General features: G+C 56.5%; 21 protein-coding genes and 1 pseudogene. 11 read left to right on the top strand and 11 right to left on the bottom strand.

Annotated features, from left to right (window positions below):
* The 3 genes from ACQR35_RS12780 to polA all read right to left on the bottom strand — a co-directional run.
* On the bottom strand, positions 1-263 hold a 263-nt coding region (locus tag ACQR35_RS12780; RefSeq protein WP_430269233.1), incomplete at its 3' end, for a transposase.
* A 330-nt stretch (positions 264-593) separates the two neighbouring features.
* Positions 594-1,253: a GyrI-like domain-containing protein gene (locus ACQR35_RS12785; RefSeq protein ID WP_430270254.1), complete on the bottom strand. Its 660-nt coding sequence runs from the start codon at positions 1,251-1,253 to the stop codon at positions 594-596.
* A gap of 49 nt (positions 1,254-1,302) precedes the next feature.
* Positions 1,303-3,942 carry a DNA polymerase I gene (gene polA / locus ACQR35_RS12790; protein WP_430270304.1) on the bottom strand — a complete coding sequence of 880 codons (2,640 nt, stop codon included), beginning with the start codon at positions 3,940-3,942 and terminating at the stop codon, positions 1,303-1,305.
* A gap of 139 nt (positions 3,943-4,081) precedes the next feature.
* Here polA and ACQR35_RS12795 point away from each other — a divergent pair, with 139 nt between their 5' ends.
* A complete protein-coding gene (locus tag ACQR35_RS12795) occupies positions 4,082-4,552 on the top strand; it encodes a hotdog fold thioesterase (RefSeq protein ID WP_430270255.1) in 471 nt (156 codons plus the stop codon).
* Here the strand turns inward: ACQR35_RS12795 and ACQR35_RS12800 are convergent.
* Genes ACQR35_RS12800 through ACQR35_RS12810 form a run of 3 tightly spaced genes read right to left on the bottom strand, consistent with a single transcriptional unit; the run spans position 4,549 to position 6,612 of the window.
* Positions 4,549-5,103 (bottom strand): dihydrofolate reductase family protein, encoded by a 555-nt coding sequence (locus tag ACQR35_RS12800; RefSeq protein ID WP_430270256.1) that lies wholly within the window; start codon positions 5,101-5,103, stop codon positions 4,549-4,551. The two genes, ACQR35_RS12795 and ACQR35_RS12800, sit on opposite strands and share 4 nt — an antisense overlap.
* Before the next feature lie 10 nt (positions 5,104-5,113).
* Positions 5,114-5,344, bottom strand: coding sequence for a hypothetical protein (locus ACQR35_RS12805; protein WP_430267049.1), 231 nt, complete (start codon positions 5,342-5,344; stop codon positions 5,114-5,116).
* Entirely contained in the window at positions 5,341-6,612 is a 1,272-nt protein-coding gene (locus tag ACQR35_RS12810; protein ID WP_430270305.1) for an inorganic phosphate transporter, read from the bottom strand. Before ACQR35_RS12810 ends, ACQR35_RS12805 begins: the two co-directional genes overlap by 4 nt.
* Positions 6,613-6,836: 224 nt before the next feature.
* Between ACQR35_RS12810 and ACQR35_RS12815 the strand changes: the two genes are divergently transcribed.
* From ACQR35_RS12815 to ACQR35_RS12825, 3 genes and pseudogenes are all read left to right on the top strand, one after another.
* Positions 6,837-7,457: an L-threonylcarbamoyladenylate synthase gene (locus ACQR35_RS12815; RefSeq protein ID WP_430270257.1), complete on the top strand. Its 621-nt coding sequence runs from the start codon at positions 6,837-6,839 to the stop codon at positions 7,455-7,457.
* A gap of 58 nt (positions 7,458-7,515) precedes the next feature.
* Positions 7,516-7,794: pseudogene (locus tag ACQR35_RS12820) on the top strand (hypothetical protein); the annotation flags it as partial.
* A gap of 159 nt (positions 7,795-7,953) precedes the next feature.
* A complete protein-coding gene (locus ACQR35_RS12825; RefSeq protein WP_430270258.1) occupies positions 7,954-8,595 on the top strand; it encodes an NADPH-dependent F420 reductase in 642 nt (213 codons plus the stop codon).
* 488 nt (positions 8,596-9,083) lie between these two features.
* Here the strand turns inward: ACQR35_RS12825 and ACQR35_RS12830 are convergent, their stop codons facing one another.
* The gene (locus tag ACQR35_RS12830; RefSeq protein ID WP_430270259.1) at positions 9,084-9,695 is read right to left on the bottom strand and encodes a cysteine hydrolase family protein; all 612 of its coding nucleotides are present in this window, start codon (positions 9,693-9,695) and stop codon (positions 9,084-9,086) included.
* A gap of 92 nt (positions 9,696-9,787) precedes the next feature.
* Positions 9,788-10,177, bottom strand: coding sequence for a cytidine deaminase family protein (locus tag ACQR35_RS12835; RefSeq protein ID WP_430270260.1), 390 nt, complete (start codon positions 10,175-10,177; stop codon positions 9,788-9,790).
* A 61-nt stretch (positions 10,178-10,238) separates the two neighbouring features.
* Here ACQR35_RS12835 and ACQR35_RS12840 point away from each other — a divergent pair, with 61 nt between their 5' ends.
* On the top strand, positions 10,239-10,664 hold the full coding sequence (locus ACQR35_RS12840) for a GNAT family N-acetyltransferase (protein ID WP_430270261.1): 426 nt from the start codon (positions 10,239-10,241) through the stop codon (positions 10,662-10,664).
* 185 nt (positions 10,665-10,849) lie between these two features.
* Here ACQR35_RS12840 and ACQR35_RS12845 read toward each other — a convergent pair whose 3' ends face one another.
* The gene (locus tag ACQR35_RS12845) at positions 10,850-11,488 is read right to left on the bottom strand and encodes a DUF6308 family protein (protein WP_430270262.1); all 639 of its coding nucleotides are present in this window, start codon (positions 11,486-11,488) and stop codon (positions 10,850-10,852) included.
* A 115-nt stretch (positions 11,489-11,603) separates the two neighbouring features.
* On the opposite strand from ACQR35_RS12845, the gene ACQR35_RS12850 reads away from it, so the two are divergent.
* The 6 genes from ACQR35_RS12850 (at position 11,604) to ACQR35_RS12875 (ending at position 20,661) form a co-directional block, all read left to right on the top strand.
* Complete coding sequence (locus ACQR35_RS12850) at positions 11,604-13,649, top strand: type I restriction-modification system subunit M (RefSeq protein ID WP_430270263.1); 2,046 nt, start codon at positions 11,604-11,606, stop codon at positions 13,647-13,649.
* A complete protein-coding gene (locus ACQR35_RS12855; protein ID WP_430270264.1) occupies positions 13,646-14,854 on the top strand; it encodes a restriction endonuclease subunit S in 1,209 nt (402 codons plus the stop codon). Before ACQR35_RS12850 ends, ACQR35_RS12855 begins: the two co-directional genes overlap by 4 nt.
* A 2-nt stretch (positions 14,855-14,856) precedes the next feature.
* Positions 14,857-15,792 (top strand): restriction endonuclease, encoded by a 936-nt coding sequence (locus ACQR35_RS12860; protein WP_430270265.1) that lies wholly within the window; start codon positions 14,857-14,859, stop codon positions 15,790-15,792.
* A gap of 8 nt (positions 15,793-15,800) precedes the next feature.
* Positions 15,801-18,875 (top strand): type I restriction endonuclease subunit R, encoded by a 3,075-nt coding sequence (locus ACQR35_RS12865; protein WP_430270266.1) that lies wholly within the window; start codon positions 15,801-15,803, stop codon positions 18,873-18,875.
* Between the two features lie 288 nt (positions 18,876-19,163).
* Positions 19,164-20,309, top strand: a complete 1,146-nt coding sequence (locus ACQR35_RS12870) for a hypothetical protein (protein WP_430270267.1) — start codon at positions 19,164-19,166, stop codon at positions 20,307-20,309.
* Positions 20,310-20,538: 229 nt separating this feature from the next.
* Entirely contained in the window at positions 20,539-20,661 is a 123-nt protein-coding gene (locus ACQR35_RS12875) for a hypothetical protein (protein WP_430270268.1), read from the top strand.
* A gap of 164 nt (positions 20,662-20,825) precedes the next feature.
* On the opposite strand, the gene ACQR35_RS12880 is transcribed toward ACQR35_RS12875, so the two are convergent.
* Both ACQR35_RS12880 and ACQR35_RS12885 read right to left on the bottom strand, forming a co-directional pair.
* A complete protein-coding gene (locus tag ACQR35_RS12880) occupies positions 20,826-21,440 on the bottom strand; it encodes a hypothetical protein (protein WP_430270269.1) in 615 nt (204 codons plus the stop codon).
* Positions 21,441-21,621: 181 nt separating this feature from the next.
* Positions 21,622-22,179 carry a hypothetical protein gene (locus ACQR35_RS12885; RefSeq protein ID WP_430270270.1) on the bottom strand — a complete coding sequence of 186 codons (558 nt, stop codon included), beginning with the start codon at positions 22,177-22,179 and terminating at the stop codon, positions 21,622-21,624.
* Positions 22,180-22,278 lie beyond the last annotated feature (99 nt).

Genomic DNA, 22,278 nt, shown 5'->3' on the forward strand with positions numbered 1-22,278 from the left:
GAAACTTTTTTTAGGAATTCGTTCTCCCGTTCCACTTCACGTAACCGGATTTCCATCGCCTTGTACTTCGCTGCATCAACCGGGGTGTCCGGTGTTCGGGCGCCGCCAGTCTCGCCTTCACGGTCGAGCCTGATCCAGCGTTTGAGAGCGGTCAGGGAAACGCCAAGCTCAACGGCTACCAGAGCTAATGGCCGGCCAGAGGAACTAGCCAACGCAACAGCATCAGCCTTGAACTCATCAGAATAGGTGGGTCGAGAAGACATGAGAACAATCCTTTCAAAGACTGTCTCAGATCAGTAGTACACCTCACACGACTGATCTCTGGGAACCGCCGCAGACGCTCCAGTTCCTCTTCAGCAAACACCTGCGTAGCCAAAACAACCCTTCCAGCCAGCCCATAGATCCCCAGCTCAGAAGTCTACCCATCCATATCCGCCCGATTTTCGGCGAAAACTACGTGGACCCCCTGTGGCGACACCCAGCATGTGGCGACACCCAGCAAGTCGCGAGAACCTAAGACCGAGAAAACCTAGGACCGAGAGGCTAGATAGTCTCAGTGCCTAGCTACTCGCACACCAGGTGGTACCAAATGTCTAGCTCCGCCGGACCGGCTGACGGAGAACCGTCCGTAGCTTCTCCGGGGCGACCCTGCGCGGATCGCTCAAATAGATCTCATGATGCGGGCCGGCAAACTCGAAGCCATGCGCGGGCATGTACTCCTGATGCAGGCGCTCGAGGATGGGACCTTCGTCGTCGTAGCTGCCGACATGGAGGACCTGCACGGCGAGGCCCTCTTCGAACTTCACCATGCGCACGCCGTCAAATGACGGGCTAACCACTTGAACGTCCGCTTCAGCTTTCCCCGTCCCAGAATCGAACTTCGAGGCAGCCTTTTCCACCCCGGCTTCGACGTCGCTCTGCGTAATCCACTCCGGCAGCGCGATCATCATGGTCCACACCCAGGCGTCCTTTTCTCGACGCGCAAAGGCACCCGGATCCTCGGCGCTCCACAATCCCTCAAGCGGACCCACCACGTAATTCTGTCCGGCCACTTTGCTAGCAAACTTCACCGTGTAGGCAACCGTAAATAGAGCCGTCACAGCAGCGGCATACTCGGCTGAGGTGTTGGGGTCCCCCGCCCCTTCCACCGCTAAATAGCTGAACTCCGGAACGGTGACCACACTAAAGCTGTCCGGTTTGGGGGCGTACAGCTCCCGGTAGGCTTTCTTGAGATCGTACTTAGGCTCGCTCACGCGCCGCTCCGATTCAACTTTTGGTGCCCGGGTGTTGGTGGTGAAGGGGTTAGTGTCCGGCGTCGTGCCAGCTTGAACCAATCCCGATCTGCACTTCAAGAGGCACAGATAGATCCGCGGCGGCACCCATCTGCTCAGTCACGAGCTTCTCCACTGCGGCCAACTCCCCCGGCGCCACTTCAAGCACAAGTTCGTCATGGACCTGCAACAACATTCGGGACTTGAGGCCTTGCGACTGTAGCTCCCCTGCCACACCGAGCATGGCGCGCTTGATGATGTCTGCGGCCGAGCCTTGGATGGGCGAGTTGAGAGCCACGCGTTCGGCAATTTCACGCAACTGACGGTCAGTGCTGGTCAGGTCCGGTAGGTAGCGCCGGCGGCCCTCAATCGTTGAGGTGTACCCATCAATCCGAGCCTGTTCCACCACGGTACGCAGGTAATCGCGCACCGCCCCAAAGCGGTCGAAGTACTCCTTCATCAGCGTCCGGGCTTCATCAACTGAGATTTCCAGTTGTTTGGATAAGCCAAAGGACGTAAGCCCGTATGCCAGGCCGTAGGACATCGCCTTGACCTTTGAACGCATAGCGCTAGTGACCTCAGCCGGTTCCACCTTGAAGATGTGGGAACCAACGTAGCGGTGAAGATCTTCACCTTCTTTGTACGCCTGAATCAGTCCCGCGTCCCCGGACAGGTGCGCCATAATCCGCATCTCGATTTGTGAGTAGTCCGCGGAGAGCAAGCATTCGTAGCCGTCGCTGACCACAAAAATGCCCCGCACACGCCGGCCTTCTTCACTGCGAACCGGGATGTTTTGAAGGTTGGGATTGTTGGACGAGATACGGCCCGTCGCTGCAACGTTCTGCGCGTAGGTGGTGTGAATTCTTCCGTCAGCAGCAACAGACTTCTTGAGCGTCTCCACCATTTGCCGCAGCTTGGAGGACTCACGGTGTGCCATCAATTGGACCAAAAATTCGTGCCCGGTCTTTTCCAGAAGATTCTTCAAAGAAGCAGCATCGGTGGTGTAACCGGATTTAATCTTTTTGGTTTTGGGCAACTCGAGCTCTTCAAAGAGCACGGTTTGCAGTTGCTTGGGCGAGCCCAGGTTCACCTCGTGCCCAATGGCCGCAAACGCTTGCTCCTGAGCGTGCTCAACGACTTTAGCCAGATCAGCTAGCTGGTCATTCATCCGCTCCTGCGAGACAGCAATGCCGGCGATCTCCATCTCCGCCAGCACCTGCGCCACGGGCAATTCAAGCGTAGTGAGGAGCTCCTGCGCCTTCCGGTCGCGGAGTTCGCCTTCAAAAAAGGCGCTGAGTTTCTGTACGACGGCGGCACGCTGGACAAGCGCGGCGGCTGCAGCTCCGCGGTCCTCACCCAGGTTGAGCTCAAGTTGGCCGCTAGGAGCTGCCGCGGTTGCGAGCTGGATCTTCAAGTGGTGTGTAGCGAGCTCGGCGAGATCATAATTACGCCGGTCGGGTTGGATGAGGTAGCCAGAAATTGAGGTGTCATCAACTACCCCGGCCAGCGGCAACCCGCGCTCATGGAGAGCTTTGAGGGACTCTTTGAATTCATGCACAATCTTTGGCGCCTGAGTGTCGCCCAACCATGCCGCAAGAACGGACTCAGTGGAAGCATCCAAATCACTGAGGTTTAGGAACGCTGCACCCTGAGAGTGCAGCAAAGCCACGGCTTCAGCGTCGAGCCCAAGGTTCAGCGGCACCATAGCTACGGCAAGGGCAATACGCTCGGAGCCACCATCGGCGATGAACTGCGAAAGGCCATCAGCGGTGTCCAGAGTGACATATTCGGGGGTTTCGAAATCCGGCACGGACGTGGTTTTTGCGTCCTCACCATACAGGGCGAAGAGGCGTGTGCGCAGCGTTTTGAATTCGAGGGTGTCGAAGAGTTCTTCAACGGCGTCTTGGTCTGGCCGCGGCTCTTCAAGCTCATCAAGGCTTACGGGCAGCTCAAGGTCCGTGAGCAAACGGTTGAGCCGCCGGTTGCGCTTGACATCGTCAACATGGGCCCGCAGGGAATCCCCGACTTTTCCACCGATCTTGTCGATGTTTTCGAGGATGCCTTCTAGCCCACCATAAAGGTTGATCCATTTAGCTGCTGTTTTGGGACCAACGCCTGGGACACCAGGCAGGTTGTCCGCCGTCTCACCCACCAGCGCTGCGAGGTCAGAGTACTGCTGCGGTGAAACAAAGTACTTTTCCTGAATAGCTGCAGCGTCCATCCGAGGAATGTTGGACACACCCTGTTTGGGGTAAAGCACAAAAACGTTGTCGGTGATCAGCTGGAAGGAGTCCCGGTCACCTGAGACTAGAAGAACTTCCCAGCCTTCGTTGCCGGCTTGAGCAGCGAGGGTGGCCAAGATGTCGTCAGCTTCATAACCGGGCATTTTGATGGTTTTTACGCCCCACGCACCCATCACTTTGTCGATCAGATCGATCTGCCCGTAGAACTCGGGCGGGGTAGCGTTGCGTCCACCCTTGTAGCCGTCATACTCGGCTTTGCGGAACGTGGTGTCGTCAGAAACGTCAAAGGCCACGGCTACGTGTGTGGGTTTCTGTTCTTTGATGAGGTTGATGAGCATGGAGGTGAATCCATGCACGGCGTTGGTGTGCTGCCCCGTGGAGGTTGCAAAGTTTTCAGCCGGGAGCGCATAGAACGCCCGGAACGCCATGGAGTGTCCATCCAACACAAGTAACCGCTTACGCCCCTCGTCGGTGGGGACTACTGGTGCCTGGGTTGCTGAGGCTTCAGGGGCGGACGGGGACGGGACCGTTTTGGTTGTTTCACTCACAAGTGCCAGCCTAGTTCCCATGACGGACAATTTCACGCGCAATAAGTTCTCAGACCAGCTTGAAGCCGCCGGAGTGCCGGCGCATATGCATGATTGGCTGAGCGGACACGGCGTTGGCGCGCTGGTGGAGAAGATGGGAATAGTTTTTAGCGAGCTCTCGGCTGAGCGAGCGGTGGCAACCATGCCGGTTGAAGGGAACACCCAGGTTGTGGGGATCCTACATGGTGGCGCCCACATGGTGCTGGCCGAAACCCTGGGCTCCTTCGCTGCCGGCATTCACGCTGGACCTAACGCCCACGCAGTAGGAATCGAAATCAACGGTACCCACCACCGCTCCATTGCTGCCGGAACTGTCACGGGCACATGCACGGCCGTTCACTTGGGCCGGACTTTGACCACCCATGAAATTGTGATGACGGACGAGCAGGGACGCCGCCTCTCGACGTGCCGAATCACCAACTTGGTAAGGCCTAACCCAAAAACCAGCTAAGACTCTGCGGGGGTGTCCGGAAAGCTGAAGCACATCTCTACGGCTCCCCCGCCCACTGTGCGGCTCGAATCCAGCGCCAAGACCGGCGTCGGAGTAACCAAGGGAAGCATACGACGTCCGGAACCTAGGGCTACGGGCACTACTGTCTGGATGATTTTATTCAGGGCGCCTGCTTGGGCGAATTGGGCCACGATGTCCCCACCGCCCATAAGCCAAACGTTTTTGTCCCCGGCCTCGGCAGCGAGGTCCGGAACAAATTCGGCCACCGGGCCCCGCACAAAAGTGACGTCCGCTCCGGGCGGTGCGGAGAACTCATGGTGTGTGAAAACCCAACAGGGCGTGCCAGCGTACGGCCAAGTGCCGTCGTCGTGCTCGCGAAGCCACTGGAAGGTGCTGGCGCCCATAACGATGGACCCCACTGATGCCATAAAGGTGGAAATGCTTTGGTTCAGTTCGGGTGAATCGAACTGCATCAACCAGTCCAGGGAGTCATCGTCGGTGGCAATAAATCCGTCGAGGGACGTCGCTACGTAGTACACAAAGTCAGCCATAGAGCTGACTCTACTTAGAGAAGTACGGAACTATCAGGTAAATGCCAAAAAGAACTGCCAAACCGCATACCGCGAAGCAAACGATCGAGAAGAATTTGGCGAGGCGCTGACGGCCTGCGGGCACGGTCCCACTGCCGGTTGAGATCGCGGTGAGGCGCACCCCCAGTGAGTAGAGGACAACAACAGTCATCGCCGAAACCAGCGTGGCACCGGCCACCATAACGAGTTCTAGCCACTTCATTTGCCGGTCTCCTTGGACGTTGCGTCAGTGTTGGACGTCCCTCGCGTCTGGGGCGGACCCGCTGGCTTCTTTGCTGAGGTGATAGCCGAGCTGGGCTTGCTTCTGCGCTTTTTCCGGAATCGCACTACCTCGCCAGCTTCTTCCACCTCTACAGTGTTTTGGTGGTTGACGTGGTCTTTGCGTGAGTACCAGAACATGTAGGCAATTGCTCCAACGCCGGCAACAGCGGCGATCAACACACCAACCGGGCCAATCGCAACAAGGTAGGCAGCGAGGGCGCCAACAATGCCGGCTGCCGGGAGCGTAAACAACCAGCCGACGGCGATCCGTCCTGCAGTGCCCCACCGCACCGAAGTGCCTTTGCGGCCCAGTCCTGAACCGATCACAGAGCCTGAGGCCACCTGAGTCGTTGAGAGGGCAAAACCCAAGTGCGAAGACGCCAAGATGGCAGAGGCGGTGCTGGCTTCAGCGGCGAAGCCCTGAGCAGGCTTAACTTCTGTGAGACCCGTTCCCATGGTGCGAATGATCCGCCATCCACCGGAATAGGTGCCAATGGCAATAGCCAAGGCACAAGCACAAATAACCCAGAACTGCGGACCGGAGCCTGCGGATTGTGTGCCAGCTGCGATCAGAACCAGGGTGATGATACCCATGGTTTTTTGTGCATCGTTAGTACCGTGCGCCAAGGCCACAAGGCTCGAGGTAAAGATCTGACCGGTGCGGAATCCGCCGCGCTTTTGGGTCAGCTTGTCCCCTGTTTCGGGATCGTGACGGGACGTGATTGCGTAGGCTACGCGGGTGCAGAGATAGGCAACACTACCGGCCACGATCGGAGCGAATACTGCTGGGAGAATGACCTTCAGCATGACGGTGTCAAAGTTCACGGAGTGCAAGCCAATACCGGCAAGGGCGGCACCGATCAAACCACCGAACAAGGCGTGCGAAGAGCTGGAGGGCAGTCCCTTGAGCCAAGTAAACATGTTCCACAAGATTGCGCCCAAAAGACCCGCAAAAATGATCTCCGGGGTGATGTGAATGCCTTCGGAGCCTTCTCGAATGATTCCACCGGAGATTGTTTTGGCAACCTCCGTGGACAGAAACGCACCAACAAGATTTAAGGAAGCTGCCAGTGCGACGGCGGTTTTCGGCTTAATAGCCCCCGTCGCGATAGGCGTGGCCATGGCGTTGGCCGTGTCATGAAAGCCGTTGGTGAAGTCGAAAAACAAGGCCAAAACAATGACCATTGCGACCATAAAGGTGATGTCCACCCGGTGCCCAATCTGCAGAAAAGTGTGTGGCAAAGCGATCCGTAAGCTCGGGACGCACTTGGAAATCATAGTTCACTAAGTGTTAAGAACTAAGGCCTTGTGCCGTTTACCGCCACGAGTTTCAGACCACCGCCCCGGAGCCCCAATAAGCGTACTAGCCGGAACAGATGTGCTCAACCAAAAAATGGAGTGATCACCACGGTCTTGGGGCGTAGGCTCGTTCCATGGCCCGATACTTCGATGTTCATCCCGATGACCCTCAGCCGCGCTCCATCTCCCAAGTTGGTGACATTTTGCGCGATGGCGGATTGGTGGCTTACCCCACCGATTCTTGTTACGCGCTAGGTGCACAACTTGGCAACAAGGATGCCCTGGACCGGATCAAAAGCATTCGCCAGCTCGATGACAAGCACCACTTCACCTTGATCTGCAAGGACTTTGCCCAAATGGGTCAATTTGTGATGATGAACAACGATGTTTTCCGCGCGATTAAGGCAGTGACGCCTGGCAGCTATACCTTCATTTTGCCGGCCACCAAGGAAGTGCCGCGCCGAATGATGCACCCCAAAAAGAAAACAGTGGGTGTACGCATCCCGGACAACGCTGTGGTCCAGGCGCTACTTGCTGAGCTGGGCGAGCCATTGCTTTCCAGCACTCTGTTGTTGCCTGATGAGCCCGAGCCGATGGTGCAGGGATGGGAAATCAAGGAGCTGCTAGATCACGTCTTGGACGCTGTGATAGACGCTGGCGACTGCGGTGCTGAGCCCACCACGGTCATTGACTTCTCTTCAGGGTCCGCTGAAATAGTTCGCCGCGGAATGGGCGACACCTCCCGCTTTGAGTAGAACGGCCCTCAGTATTCGCCTTTGATCACAAAGTAGGAACCGCGGATGGTCCCGCCTCACGGCCTGGGAAGGCCTAGAGCGCAACAGTCCAGTGGGCATTCAAACTCGCACCATCAAAGCGTCAAACAAGGTCGCGGAACTGCGCGCAGCCCTCCCAGAGCTATCCGTTACCCAGGCACAGGACCTCCTTCTCTCGATCGTGACCCTCGCGCACGCTTGGGTCTCCGCCCCCAACATCCATGCAGTTATCACCGGCCACGCAACCGCAGAGCGTCGTCGCAGCTTTATGGTTCAAAATGCCCAACTACTAGCCCTAGACGCACAACAAAAAGGCTAGCTACCCGAACCGTTAGCACTGGCGGGTGGCAGTTGATCCCATTACTTGACGGTTCAACTAAATGAGTCTAACTTTGGTTGTAGCTTCAACTTATCGACATCAACAAAGCAGGAAACCATGAAAAAGCTCCTTGCCCGCCTATTCGGAAAGAAGACTGTAATGACAAATCTGACCATCATCGGAAACGGAAACATGGCCCGCGGCATCGCCACCCGCGCACTAGCTGGCGGCTTCACAGTGGAGATCCTCGGCCAAGACGCCGCTAAAGCACAGGCCCTAGCTACCGAGCTCGGTGCTGGCGTGACGTCAGGGACCACCGCAAGCGCTCCGCAGGGCGAGATTGTTGTTCTCGCCGTTCCGTTTGACGCAGCCAAGACCATCGTTTCCACTTACGGTGACGCGCTCGCAGGCAAGACCGTCATTGACATCACCAACCCGGTGAACTTCGAAACCTTTGATTCGCTGGTTGTTGCCCCCGGCTCCTCCGCTGCTGAGGAAATCTCCCAGCTCGCCGCTGCCGGCGTGAACGTAGTGAAGGCGTTCAACACCAACTTCGCTGGCGTCCTTGTAGCCGGCCAGTCCGGTGGCCAGCCCTTGGATGTCTTCATTGCCGGAGACAACGCCGAGGCCACTTCCGCAGTGAGCAACTTTGTCAGTGCCAGCGGCATGCGCCCACTGGTGGTGGGCCCGCTGAAGCGCGCTCGCGAACTCGAAGGCTTCCAGTTTGTCCTGATGACCATGCAGGCCAACCCGGCTTTCGCAGACTTCAACTGGGACACCGGCCTGTTGATCACCAAGTAAAAAGTCAGCTGGCCCTGCGGGGTTGAGAGACTGCATCAGAAGAACGACGGCGGGTACGCACCCGCCGTCATTCTTCTGCGTCGGAGCCTCAACCGAACCGTTGCACGAGGTTAGGTCGAGGGAGTGGCCAGCCTTCGAAGGTACCGGCACAGTCATGCTCAACGACGAGATTATGACCTTAGTCACGGGTGAGCTGTTTGTGGTCCCTTCATGGGTGGAATGGGCCTTCCAGCCCCAAACGGAAGTCGACCTGATTCGTCTTAGCTAGGCACCAATTTTTGAACGTCTGAGCTTCACCGCAGCTACAGCGAAGGACGCAACAAGTAATGAAACTCTTGACTCTACATACGGGCAACAGCACTGTGGCTGTTCGCAAAGTATGCCGCATCATTGATTGGTCCCACCGATTGAGCCGGCCCTTCCCAGGGCTAAATATCTAGCCCTGGGAAGGCAATATAGCGCTTATACGCAGCCCTTCGGGGCTGTTCTCAGCCTTTAAGCTGCTCAATCACAGCGGCCGTGGTGCTGATGTTGGCAATGTTGGTCAGTGCGTACCCAACAGCTGCTTCCTGCCATTGTGCACTGAGGCTTGAGGTTGCGTCGGTGACGATGGTGACTTCGTAGCCATGATCTGCAGCATCGCGCACGGTGTGTTCAACGGCCATGTTGGTCCAGGCGCCCACCACAATGAGCTTCTGGACGTTGAGGTTGCGCAGCATGTTGTCGATGCTGGTTCCGTTAAAAACGCTCATTCGGGTGCGGTCCAGAACAATGTCCTCGGGTTCGGGGGTCAGTTCGTCCACGATTTGGGCACCCCATGAGCCCAACTTAAACGTGTCTGGCGCCAGCATGTTGAAGATGGGCGCGTTGTTGCCGCTGAGTCCGGCTACGGGATAAACAACAATGCGGCTGTAAAAGACTTGAACCCCGTTGGCCCTTGCGCTGTCCAGTACGGAGCCAACGTTGCTGATGACATTCTGTTCCTGCGCGTGCTCAACGGCACCGCTGGCGGCGTAGGCGCCGTCAGCATGTACGGTGTCGTTTTGCATGTCGATGACTAGAACGGCCGTGGTTGACGACGGTGTGCTGGGGGTGGTCATATCGGCTCTTTCGTTGATGGTTAAACTAAATCCTTTTTCGACTATATTCCACGGGGCAATGTGGTGCGCTTTGGGTAACGTCTGCGGGCCGTCTAGGCCGGTGCGTAGTAGGAGTACGGGAGCAGTTCTTGGATGGGAGCCATGTGCGGCCCGTTGGTGCTAGGCACGGCAACAACAATGTCCGGGTGCATGTCCAACATGGTTTGCCGGCACCTTCCGCACGGCGCAATCAGGCCCCGCCCACGGTCACCCGCGGCCGCCATGGTGACCAGCGGCCCGGCTTCAAGACTCGCGGCGAGGCCAATCACCACCAGTTCCGCGCAAGGGCCACCGGTGAAGTGGTACAAGTTCACCGCACTGTGAATGACACCGTGAGCGTCCATGGCAGCTGCCGCCACAGTGTGGTTGTCATTGGCGCCAAGGGTTGCCGCGAGTTCTTCTGCAGCTTTGATCACACGGAGCTCGGGTTCAAGGGGGTCCATGGTTCGATTCTGCCCCACGGTAGTGCTCCTACTCGCCAGGCACTTGTGTTTGGATAGCGCTATGAGTGTGCAGTTCTACTTTTCTGCGGATGAGAGCAAGATTGACCGCGCCACGGTTCACCGATGGCTCAGCGAGGAAGCGTACTGGGCATTGGGCCGGGAACGCGCCACGCAGGAGGCGGCGATGGACGCGTCCCGCAACTTCGGGGTCTATAACGCTGAAACGGGGGTACAGCTCGCTTATGCGCGGGTGGTCACGGACGGCGTGACATTCGCTTGGTTGTGCGATGTTTTTGTGGCAACTGAGGCACGTGGTGAGGGAGTTGGTGTCGCGCTCATTGACGGCGTGGTGGCTGAGCTGGATCCGTTGAATCTCAAGCGGATGCTACTAACGACGGCGACCGCCCAGGGCTTGTATTCGAAGTTTGGTTTTGACGTGGTGGACGTTCCAGAGAACTGGATGCAGCGGTTGCGCCCGGCTGGCTAGGAGACGGTGTCTGCGCCCTGAACGACGACGGCGCAACAGTGGCGCCGGCCGATTACGCCGAGCAGGCGCGACAGCGCGTTCGGAATCTTCGCCTTACGCTATGGGCGGTTGGTGGAAATTGAGGCAGTGGCCGCGGTGGTTGACGGACGCAACGCCGGAGCCTGGTAGCCACCGGACACAGGCAGCTACTTAATCTGTCTTCCCAAGTTCCAACCGACAATGTCCAACGCCCGCAGTGGCGAGACCTTCGGGCCAGCAGCCAGATTGGCAATCTCGTGCCAAGCGTCTAAACCGTCGTTCAGATCACTCTGCATGGCTTCCAGCAACTTCTTGGAGTACTCGTACCAGCTCCGGTTGCTGGACCGAGGAATCCTGTCACCGGCGGCATAGCACTTCCAGATGTTTTTGTCGTAGAGCGGTAATAGTTCAGGACGTTTGCGATGGAGCACTTTGGACAGCTTCGTGAGGCCCACGTATTTGGGCTTCTGTTCGTCGAGGATCCCGTAGAGCCGTGCGATCGCTTTGAGAGTCGCGGGCTCAGCTTTAGCAAGCGTGCCCTGCAGTGCCAGATCTGCCAGTCGCCCGTTGATCAGGGGCAGTAATGATTCCAAACCGTAGTAGCTCTCCAACGGGCGCTGCTGAGCATTCAGTAAGGCGACAGCCAGCAAGTCGGCTCGCCCTACTTCCGGTCCGGGGTGACCCGGATATGCATCATAGGCCGGATATGCCCACACGGAACCATCGCCAGAGAGGTAGGGCCGGGCAAGATCCGTGGCTTCGTCGACAGAAATCTTCAGGCCGCCAACAGTCAGGGTGCTATTCATTGCGTCAGTCTAGGTAATCCATTGCAGAACGCATAGGGCCAGGTCAGAATGCAAGACCGACGATCAAACACACCTAAACTCCAACCTTCAAGAAATGTCTCCCCCGCCCCATAGAATGCAAAAGCAAGTACGTGATCTACGCCGCGCCGCTGAAGGCTGTGGCAGTGAATGGGGAATAGTGGCCAGCAATAACAACGCCAACTTAGTGTGGAGCATCGCGAACATTTTGCGGGGCACCTACAAGCCAGCACAGTACGGTTCGGTGATTCTCCCGTTCACCATTTTGCGGCGTTTGGACTGCGTTCTCGCCGACACTAAGCCTGCTGTCTTGGCGGAGCAAGAAGCCAAAAAGAACCTGAACATCCCGTTGGACACGTTCTTGGAGAAGGCTGCCGGGCACAAGTTCTTCAATACTTCGCTCTTCGATTTCAAGCGGCTTCTTGATGACCCCACCCACATCAAGGCGAACCTGCTCAATTACGTGCAGGGGTTCTCGGAGAACACCCGGGACATCTTTGAGCGCTTTGAGTTTTACAAGACGCTCGAGAAGCTGGATGCGGCTGATCTGCTGTATCACGTGACCAAGGATTTCGCGGGGATCGATCTGCACCCGGATTCGATCAGCAACATCGAGATGGGCTTGATGTTTGAGGAGCTGATCCGTCGTTTCGCTGAGGCGTCTAATGAGACTGCTGGTGAGCATTTCACCCCGCGTGAGGTGATTCAACTGATGGTTCAGTTGTTGTTGAATTACGACGACGAAGTCCTCACCAAGGAGGGAATCGTCCGGTCCATTTATGATCCCACTGCTGGGACGGGCGGCATGCTAACGGTCGCGCAGGAGCACTTGCGCGAACTAAACGGGAGCGCTTCCCTGGTGGCTTATGGCCAGGAAATCAATGACGAGTCCTACGCCATCTGCAAGTCGGATCTGCTCATCAAGGGGCAGGACATTTCCAAGATCGCAGTGGGCGATACCTTGGCGAACGATCAGAACATCGGCCAGCAGTTCGACTTTATGCTGTCCAATCCGCCGTTCGGTGTGGAGTGGAAGAAGATTCAGCCGCAGATCGTCAAGGAGCACGAGCTGCACGGTTTTGAGGGCCGGTTCGGTCCGGGCCTGCCCCGTGTGAGCGATGGTTCGCTGCTGTTCTTGTTGCATCTGATCCGTAAGATGCGTCCGGCGCATGAGGGTGGTTCCCGCATCGGCATAGTTTTGAACGGCTCCCCGTTGTTTACGGGTGGCGCGGGCTCTGGCGAGTCTGAGATCCGTAAGTACGTTATTGAGAATGACCTTGTAGAGGCAATCATTGCGCTGCCTACGGACATGTTCTACAACACTGGCATCGCGACTTATGTGTGGATCCTGTCCAACAACAAGAAGCAGAAGCACGCCGATCGAGTTGGCAAAGTCCAGTTGATCAATGGCGTGGACATGTTCCAGAAGATGCGCAAAAGCCTCGGGTCTAAGCGCAAGGAACTTGGGGCCACGGACATCGCCCAGATTGTGAGCCTTTACGGCGAGTTCGCGGACAACGGCGAAACCTCCAAGATCTTCAACAACCGAGATTTCGGTTATTCCACCATCACAGTTGAACGCCCGCTGAAACTGAATTTCTCGTTCGATGCCGAACGCGTTGAACGCGTCTTTGTACAGAAACCGATTGAAAAGCTCGACGCCGACACCCAGGATCGTTTGCGGGCTCACCTTGAGTCCAAGGCCGCGAACGACGGCGCTTCGGTCACCGAAGTCTGTAAGAACCGCGAGTCGTTCACCAAGCTCCTTAAGAACGAGCTGAAGTTGGCCGGCATCACGCTGGCTGCCCCGGCTTTCAAAGCCCTGCTCGGTGCCCTCTCTGAGCGGGATGAAACGGCCGATGTGTGCACTGGCGCTAAGGGCGCACCCGAACCTGATACGGATCTTCGCGATACCGAGAATGTGCCGCTCAACGAAGACACTCAGGCGTACTTCGAGCGTGAAGTGCTCCCCCATGTCCCTGATGCGTGGATCGACGAGTCCAAGACGAAGGTCGGCTACGAGATTCCATTCACCCGGCACTTCTACAAGTACGTCGCGCCACGTTCATTGGAAGAAATCGACGCCGACCTCAACAAGCTGATCTCCGAGATCACGGTGCTCCTTTCCGAGGTCGAGAAGTGACCAAAACCTACAGATCGGTGCCCCTCAAACACGTCGTTACATATAACGACGAAGTTCTCCCTGAGTCATACAATTCCGATTCTGAAATTAGCTACATCGAAATATCAGACGTTGACAGCCAACGTGGCATCACCGGTGCAACTCACGTCAAATTTGGCGATGCTCCGTCCCGAGCCAGACGCATCGTTCGAGAAAATGACGTACTGGTCTCAACCGTTCGTACCTACCTCCGTGCAATCGCTCCAGTCGAAGATCATCACGATAAATTCATCGCCTCCACCGGCTTCTGCGTGCTTCGCCCGAAACAAATTCACCCCGCATACCTCAAATTTGCTGTACTAAGCCCGGACTTCGTTGATAGGGTTATTGCTCGTTCCACGGGGATTTCCTACCCAGCAATTAATGCATCGGATCTCGTCAGAATCCCCATACTGGTCCCCACTCTGTCGGCTCAGCAAAGGGTGGCCAACTTCCTCGACCGCGAGACTGCCCAGATCGACAACCTCATCGCGAAGCAGGAGCGCCTGATCGAGCTTCTGGCGGAGAAGCGCCAAGCCGTAACCGACAGCTACGTAGCGGAAACTGTGGAACCTCTGGCCGACGATCCCGGACTGCGTTTGAAGTACACATGGCGCGCGGTTGACGACCGCGCGAACGGTGCTGATCTCCCTCTCATGTCTGTCTCAATTCATCACGGTGTTCAGCGCCGTAGTGAAACTACAGCTGACGAGCCACGTGCGGATGACTTAAGTAACTACAAACTCTGCCGCCGAGGCGACATCGTCATCAATCGAATGCGCGCGTTCCAAGGCGCCCTTGGGGTTGCCCGTGAGCCAGGTCTCGTAAGCCCCGACTATTTGGTCGTACGTCCCGGTCGGTACGCTGATGCCGATTGGCTGAGCCGTGTGCTTCGGTCCACCTGGGCCGTCGGGCAGATGCAGGCGCGTTTGAGAGGAATCGGTTCGATTGATCAGGGCGTCATACGCACCCCAAGAATCAACACAACTGACTTAGGAGGAATGAGAATTCGAATCCCCTCACTCGATTCTCAAAGCCAGTTTCTCGCGCAGATCCGCAGCGTCGATGACCAAATCGAGCGGTTGGTCAGTAGGGCCGGGTCGGCGGTCGCTGTCCTTCGTGAACGCCGCTCGGCGCTCATTTCCGCTGCAGTGACTGGCAAGATCAACGTGACCGAAGGAGCCTAGAAATGGCGTTACCTCAGTGGCATGGTTTCATCGATCCCGTCCTTCGGGTCATGGCCGACGGCCAAGTTCGTCGCAATGCGGACATTCGAAATGCTGTCGCTGTAGTGACTCGGCTTTCAGACGAAGATATGGGCGAAGTCATGGCCTCGGGTGAGGCGCGCTGGGCCAACCGGATCAACTGGGCGGTCTTCGACTCATTCAAGGCCGGGTTGCTCGTGCGAGAGGCCCGCGGGCAATACAAGATCAGCGCTGAAGGTCTCCGCCGTGTGTCCTCCACTGCAGAAATCACCTACCAGACGTTGATGGAATACGACTCGTACCGGGCGTACCAAAATACCTCCAAGGCGCCGAAGAAGACGGCACGGCCCGGTGCTGAAACGATGAGTGCAGTCTCCGAAATCGCAGTCGATGCGGATCCGTCGGAGGCACTCGAACAGTCCGCGGACCAGCTCAACCGGGTGGTCATCGACGAAATTTATCGGAATCTGCTCGAACTCTCCCCCGACGCGTTCGAACGTCTCATTCCGTTCGTTGTGAAGGCGCTTGGCTACGGCACCGACCGTGAAGATAACCTCAAACCAACTCAGCGTTCCGGGGACAACGGTATCGACGGCATCGTTTGGCAGGACGCACTCGGCTTCGACCGCGTCTACCTTCAGGCGAAGCGATACTCCGAAGGCAATACCGTCGGTGCACCAGAAGTCCAAGCCTTCAGCGGTGCGCTAGGCCAATTCCGTGCCACGAAGGGCATTTTCATCACCACGTCCACCTTCACAAGTGGCGCCCGCGCCGTCGCACGCGACACCGCCCACTACACACTCATCCTCATCGACGGGCAACGACTGGCCTCGCTGATGTTCGAGTACGGCGTCGGCGTCCAAGTGGACCGTACCGTCGTCGTAAAGAAACTCGACCAAGACTTCTTCGACAGTTTCTAGGGGGAAACATGGCACAACACAATGAATCGGTTCTCGAAGACGAGATCTGCCAGGCACTCGCCTCGGCCGGTTGGATCTACGAGCCGCACCGGAAATCCAGCGAACTCTACGATGCTGAGCGCGCACTGATCCCCGAAGACGTATTCGGCTGGTTGGCAGACACTCAGCCAGAAGAACTCGCCAAGGTGATCAAGCCGACCGATTCATTGGGCGAACAGCAGATGGCCAGGGCCATAGTTCTGAACAGGCTATGCAAGGTCCTGGACAAGCCCGCCACCAAAGAATCCGGCATGCTTTCGGTACTGCGCCAAGGCTTCAAGGACGTCAGCGCCAAGTTCGACATGTGTCAGTTCAAACCTGCCACCGGCCTCAACCCAGCCACCGAGGAACGCTACAACAAGGTCCGGCTCCGTGTCCTCCGGCAGGTCTACTACTCCACCGCCAACACCAACAGCATCGACCTAGTTCTGTTCGTCAACGGCCTCCCGGTGGCGACCATAGAACTCAAGACGGACTTCACGCAAAACATCAGTGACGCCGTCGAACAGTACAAAAAGAACCGGCTCCCCCGCAACGAAAAGAACGCCGACGAACCCCTCCTGTCCTTTGGCCGCCGCGCACTGGTGCACTTCGCCGTCAGCAACGACGAAATCCAAATGACCACCGAGCTCAAAGGCAAAGACACCTACTTCCTGCCGTTCAACCTCGGCGACAACGGCAGCGCTGGCAACCCGGTCAACCCCAACGGGTCCCGCACCAGCTACCTCTGGGAACAGGTCCTGCAGCGCGACTCGTGGTTGAACATCATCGGCAAGTTCCTACACCTGAACGTCGACGACAAAACCGACCCAGTCACCGGCGAACGCAAGATCCGCAAATCCCTGTTGTTCCCTCGCTACCACCAGCTCGACGTCGTCAGTCAGCTCATCAACACCGCACGCGTAGAAGGACCTGGGCACCGCTACCTCATCCAGCACTCGGCAGGCTCGGGCAAAACCAACTCGATCGCGTGGACAGCGCATCAGCTTAGTTCGCTTCACAATGCCGCGGACCAGAAGATCTTCGACTCTGTGATCGTGGTGACTGACCGGACGGTTTTGGACACTCAGCTCCAGGACGCGATCTACCAGATCGAACACAAGTCCGGGGTGGTAGTTCCCATCCGCGGCGACGGCGGCTCCAAATCCGCCGAACTCACCGACGCCCTCGTCGCGCGAACGCCGATCATTGTGGTCACCATCCAAACCTTCCCGTTCGCGCTCAAAGCGATCGCCGAAGCCCAAGCCCTCCGTGGCCGCAACTTCGCAATCATTGCCGACGAAGCCCACTCCTCTCAGACCGGGTCCACAGCGAACAAACTCAAAAAGGTCCTCTCCTCCGAGGAACTCGCGGCAGTCAACGACGGCGGCGAATTCGACGTTGAAGCGTTCCTGGCCGCCGAGATGGCCGAACGCGCCGATGCCAAAAACATCAGCTACTTCGCGTTCACCGCCACACCCAAGTCCAAAACCCTCGAACTATTCGGGCGCAAGGGTGAGGACGGGCTGCCGCAGCCATTCCACCTCTACTCCATGCAACAGGCCATCGAAGAGCGCTTCATCCTAGACGTGCTGCAGAACTACACCAGCTACAAGGTGGCCTACCGGCTGGCACACAACGGCCGCGATTACGACTCGGAAGACTCCAAAGTGGAGAAGACCGAGGCGCTCAAATCCCTCATGAAATGGGTGAAACTGCACCCGTACAACATCAGCCAAAAGGTGCAGGTAATCGTGGAACACTTCCGCGAAAACGTCGCCTGGCGTCTGGACGGCAAAGCTAAAGCGATGGTGGTCACCGGCTCCCGCAAAGAAGCCGTCCGCTACAAGCTCGCCATCGACAAATACATTCACGACTCCGGATACACCGGCTTAGGTGCAATGGTCGCATTCTCCAGCGAGGTAGTTGACCTGGAATCCGGTCCGGAGCCGTTTACTGAGCTGAACATGAACCCGGGGTTGAAGGGGCGCACACTCCCCCAGGCGTTTTCCACCGACGAATACAAGATCATGCTGGTGGCCAATAAGTTCCAGACCGGGTTTGATCAGCCGTTGCTTGTGGCCATGTACGTGGACAAGAAGCTCTCCGGAGTCACAGCCGTTCAAACGCTCTCAAGGCTGAACCGAACGGCAATAGGTAAAGACCAGACATTTGTACTGGACTTCGTGAACGATCCGGCAGAAATCTTGGCTTCGTTCCAGCCGTACTACCGTGAAGCCACCCTCGAAGGCGTTTCCGATCCCAACGTTGTCCACGACCTTCAGGGCAAACTCGACGCGGCCCAGATCTACTTGGAATCTGAGGTTGATGGGCTAGTGGACGCGTATGTGCGCGAGGAAGGGAACAACGCTCTTTCTAAGTGGGTCTCCCCTGCCAAGTCACGGTTCAACACGAGGCACAACGAGGCTGTTGCCGGCGGCGACAAAGCTGCTCAAGATGAACTAGAACTGTTCCGGAAAGACCTGGGCTCCTTTGTCCGGGCCTACGATTTCCTCTCTCAAATCGTCAACTACGCGGACACGGACCTTGAAAAACGTGCCATCTACTACCGGCATCTGCTGCCGGGGTTGCGGACCAATGACGCCCGCGTGGATTTGGACCTGTCAGAGGTGACATTGGCGAAGTACGCCCTCAAGGACAACGGCTCAGCATCGTTGAAACTTGGCGGTGACGGAGAGACGCTCACACCCCTGACTAGCCCGGGCACCGGTCAGGTCAAGGACCCGGTCCTTGCGACGTGGCAGGAAGTGATCGAGCAAGCGAACCTGCCTTTCGAAGGAGAAGATATGCCAACCGTGGCACACTTCATGGACGGCATCCGCCGCGAACTTGTCAAGAATCCAACCTTGCAAGTCCAAGCCCGTAATAACTCTCGCCAGCACTTCAGTGCCAGCCCACACCTTGAATCAGCAATGATTGCTGCGGTTACTAACGCCATGGAAAGCCACCAAAACCTTAGCCTCCAAGTGCTCAGCGACAAGAACAAGTTGAAAGCCGTCGCAGCCTTGCTTATCGGGACTCTTTATGAGGAGTTGCAAAGATAGGGGGACGGATCACTTGCCAATGGTAGCTACACTCGCCCACCTCAACGCTGCATTTGTCTAGACGTCTTGATGTACAACGGCTGGTCATAGCTGCGCCCAAATCCACACATTCGCCACCTATTGCATTAACGCTCGTATTTGACGACTCGAAACTTGGCACGTTCAAATGCAACCAGACGGGTGGGTCACAGCGAAGAGACCAGTCATCCGTTGCACACTCAACTATGCCAGCTGTCATCAATCGCTGCGGTCTCTACTTTCACCAAATGCTCATGATTGACTGGGCATATGCTCGATCCCGAACAAGATCCATCAGGTGCAAAGCACATACAGCACTGGGCCCAGTTTCTACGTGTATTCGATCCTGCTAAAGGTTCTCGAGTGGTTTTACAACGCATGATCCATCCAGGGTTGGATCCAGCCGCCGGGTCCGGGTTAGTGTCCTCAATTCCGCTTGGAAGTGTGGCGAGTGCGGGGCAGACCGCCTTATCACTATCTGTCTTGCAGTATCTTGATGAGGAATCCATCAGCAAGGACGAAATAACGGACCTCTTTGTCTCGGACAACATACTCGGCGGTCTTCTTACCCTCGTCTCGGACCGCATGTGTGAGGTCGTTCCGGAGATTCCACCTGGCGGGTCAACTGGCCTGAACTTCTTCTTGCCTATCGCCGGAGCTACCGATCCTCAGTTGGGGGCACCAATGCCCAAGTGGAAGGAGATTGACTCAGGTTTCAGAGATGCTCTAGCACGCCTGTCCAGCCTCCCAGTCAACGAAGCCTCAGCCATTAGCGCGGCTATTCATCTCCACTACTGTGCGAGCCTGCTACTGACGAGGGACATGACTGGAGCGTATGCCCTGGTAATAGCCGGTATCGAAACATTGGCCATGACATTCGGTACCCCTCCGACTACCTGGGCTGATTGGGACCAAGCCACCGATTGGGACAAGTTCTTTGCAAGCCAGAAGCTATCCGAAGAGCAGGCGAGTGCTTTCCGGGGCCGTCTGACCCAGGACAGGTTCATGCGACTGGCAGAAACCTTTGCTAAATATGCCACAGAGACACTGCCTGAAGGTTTTTGGGATGAACCTGTCAGCGACTACATCTGGGGAGTCCAAGGGGAAACCGGCAAGATCATAGAGGGTGCTTGGCTGCCAGAACGTCCACGTGATCCATGCTTCGGTGCTAATCGTGAACTGACAAAGAAGGCCTTCAAGAAGGCCTATCAAGTCCGCTCTCAGTTCATGCATTCTGGCAAGCGACCGGTTACATCGTCGGACGACATATTTGGCCAGGCGCCGGGGCGGAAAAGGTCAGTGGTTTCATTCGCTCAGGCGCGCGCCGTACTGCGGCGCCTGATTCTCATCGAGCTAGAAAAGCGCGGGGATCCCAACCCAGCTGGATTGGATAGGCCAGAGGTCGTCGCGCCCTAGCCGGCCTATCGGTAGTTTCAAAAGACTCTCGGTGGGTCAAACCGGCCAGGATAGAAATTCACTGTAGTCTTGGCAGCCTCGTTCCGCTCCGTGGATCCTCACGTCAAGTATCCACCCACCACTCTTTAGCCTCCACAGCTCTGAGTTGACCTACGTGGCCCTCAGACCTCTCCACTAATAAGCCCCAAAACACAATAGGCACCTTAGAATTGCCGGACGAGGAGCGGACATGGAAATCCATACGATCTTCGAAATTGTTCGTGCAGTCCCGCCCATCGTCACTTCTTCCTTCTCTGTCGTCGCAATAGCGGGGCAGGCAAGTCTCTCCATGAGCGCCTTTCCTTCACGCTGAAACACGATACTTTGCGCCAAGCTGGATTCGCCAAGCAGAAGATCCAGGCCGTGATGTCGAAAGCCGCCTTCGGGGGACCTCTCGTAGCGAGCGCTCCAATGCATGCCCTCCGGACGCTTGACACGACGGGCTCTGTCCAAGTGGAACTTCCGCTTTGGCTATCGTCACTTCTGCGAAAAGGTGACACTATTACCGCCAAGTCCGTCAACGCTGACCTCAAAGGTCGGGGAAGCTGAGTTATTGAAATTCCAACCACTCTTCATGGTAGAACTTTGCCCAGGTTTGAGAGTCGCTTCCCAGAATTGCCTTACGTTGTCGTCCTGCACAGTTCGGACATCCCCATTGCCATCCGTTGCACTGTTGGCAGATAATTCAACATCATTATGGGCCAAGACTGCAACCTGCGATGTGTTCTTTATTGTGATTTCAAAATAAAGATTATCCGGACCCCTGCCTGGTGTACCGCCAAGTGTTTTGATTGCGAAGTCAGCGTTCGTGCTAGGGGTAAATCGGCGAGGATTCTTTACTGTAATTTCAAGCTTAACTTCATCGCCATTTCGTCGCGAATCTTCATACACAGCAGTTTGGTCAAATAAACATTTCCCGAAATTCTCTTCAATATTGCAAAGCGATCCATCAACTTCGGATTCCGGTTTTATAGAACTAGTAACAGGTGTTGAGTTTTTCCCTTCGCCTTTTTTCGTTGGAGACTCTTCTCCAATACCCGCACAGCCAGAAATAATTAAGGTTAGAGCCAGGCTGAGAGCAAGCCTTTTCATGATGGAAATTCTCCTAGTCGAGCTGTTGCCAAGTAGTGAACAAAAAACTATTGCGTGATGTCATCAAGTATGCTGCGAAGTCCTAACGGACGTTCACTGAGTCACTGTTGAGCCGAACAATACCGTACTGGGACGTTGACGATGATATTGCCCATTGATTCACGGCATTCATGCCCTGAATCTATGCCGGAGTTTCCTTTTGCCCCAAAACGACGCAACAGTACAAGTTTGCAGCTCTTGTACGCACGGTAACAAGGATCAGAAGAAATTTGAGATAGGTCGACTGGGCGAAGGGCCATGTCCATCCGTTGGGCAATAGTCCGACATGCAACTTTCCGCCATCCAAGGCAGACGCCGCTTTCTTCGTCTTGGCTTCAATTTCATGGCTGGCATCGCCAGCAAGTAGCCAGCCTCTAACAACAGCAACGGCCAGCGAACCGGTAGAAGTTTGCAGCATCTCCGGAACCGCCGCATCCACTGCAATCTTGAACGGGACGACATTGCTTGCCAGAGCCACAAAATAGTCGGCATAGCCGCCGTCGAACAGCATCAACGTCTGTGCATGCTGGCAGCCCCGGTAAACGCTCAACGCATCGAATCCGACTGTAAAACAAGACTCAATACGCAACACGAACAAACTTGCCTCCACACCGCTCCGAGACCCCGCACCACCCCATAGGCTGATCTCCTCATCTGGCACTTTCGGAAAGGTTTTATCCTGTGCTGAAGCGCAAGTCACTCGCCTCTGTCCTCACCGCAGTGGCCCTTGCCGTACCCGCTTTGGTGGGTATCGGCGTCGTAACTGCACCGGCTGCTGAGGCCGCAGCTCAAGTCACCA

This window comes from Pseudarthrobacter sp. J1738 (genome assembly GCF_050490315.1).
Taxonomy (GTDB): Bacteria; Actinomycetota; Actinomycetes; order Actinomycetales; family Micrococcaceae; genus JBNPEO01.

Excerpts from the sequence above, each read along its gene's own strand:
- polA (WP_430270304.1), bottom strand. The coding sequence starts at position 3,942 with ATGGCGTTCCGGGCGTTCTATGCGCTCCCGGCTGAAAACTTTGCAACC.
- ACQR35_RS12795 (WP_430270255.1), top strand. The coding sequence starts at position 4,082 with ATGACGGACAATTTCACGCGCAATAAGTTCTCAGACCAGCTTGAAGCC.
- ACQR35_RS12800 (WP_430270256.1), bottom strand. The coding sequence starts at position 5,103 with ATGGCTGACTTTGTGTACTACGTAGCGACGTCCCTCGACGGATTTATT.
- ACQR35_RS12805 (WP_430267049.1), bottom strand. The coding sequence starts at position 5,344 with ATGAAGTGGCTAGAACTCGTTATGGTGGCCGGTGCCACGCTGGTTTCG.
- ACQR35_RS12815 (WP_430270257.1), top strand. The coding sequence starts at position 6,837 with ATGGCCCGATACTTCGATGTTCATCCCGATGACCCTCAGCCGCGCTCC.
- ACQR35_RS12825 (WP_430270258.1), top strand. The coding sequence starts at position 7,954 with ATGACAAATCTGACCATCATCGGAAACGGAAACATGGCCCGCGGCATC.
- ACQR35_RS12830 (WP_430270259.1), bottom strand. The coding sequence starts at position 9,695 with ATGACCACCCCCAGCACACCGTCGTCAACCACGGCCGTTCTAGTCATC.
- ACQR35_RS12835 (WP_430270260.1), bottom strand. The coding sequence starts at position 10,177 with ATGGACCCCCTTGAACCCGAGCTCCGTGTGATCAAAGCTGCAGAAGAA.
- ACQR35_RS12840 (WP_430270261.1), top strand. The coding sequence starts at position 10,239 with ATGAGTGTGCAGTTCTACTTTTCTGCGGATGAGAGCAAGATTGACCGC.
- ACQR35_RS12845 (WP_430270262.1), bottom strand. The coding sequence starts at position 11,488 with ATGAATAGCACCCTGACTGTTGGCGGCCTGAAGATTTCTGTCGACGAA.
- ACQR35_RS12850 (WP_430270263.1), top strand. The coding sequence starts at position 11,604 with ATGCAAAAGCAAGTACGTGATCTACGCCGCGCCGCTGAAGGCTGTGGC.
- ACQR35_RS12860 (WP_430270265.1), top strand. The coding sequence starts at position 14,857 with ATGGCGTTACCTCAGTGGCATGGTTTCATCGATCCCGTCCTTCGGGTC.
- ACQR35_RS12865 (WP_430270266.1), top strand. The coding sequence starts at position 15,801 with ATGGCACAACACAATGAATCGGTTCTCGAAGACGAGATCTGCCAGGCA.
- ACQR35_RS12870 (WP_430270267.1), top strand. The coding sequence starts at position 19,164 with ATGCTCGATCCCGAACAAGATCCATCAGGTGCAAAGCACATACAGCAC.
- ACQR35_RS12875 (WP_430270268.1), top strand. The coding sequence starts at position 20,539 with ATGGAAATCCATACGATCTTCGAAATTGTTCGTGCAGTCCCGCCCATC.
- ACQR35_RS12880 (WP_430270269.1), bottom strand. The coding sequence starts at position 21,440 with ATGAAAAGGCTTGCTCTCAGCCTGGCTCTAACCTTAATTATTTCTGGC.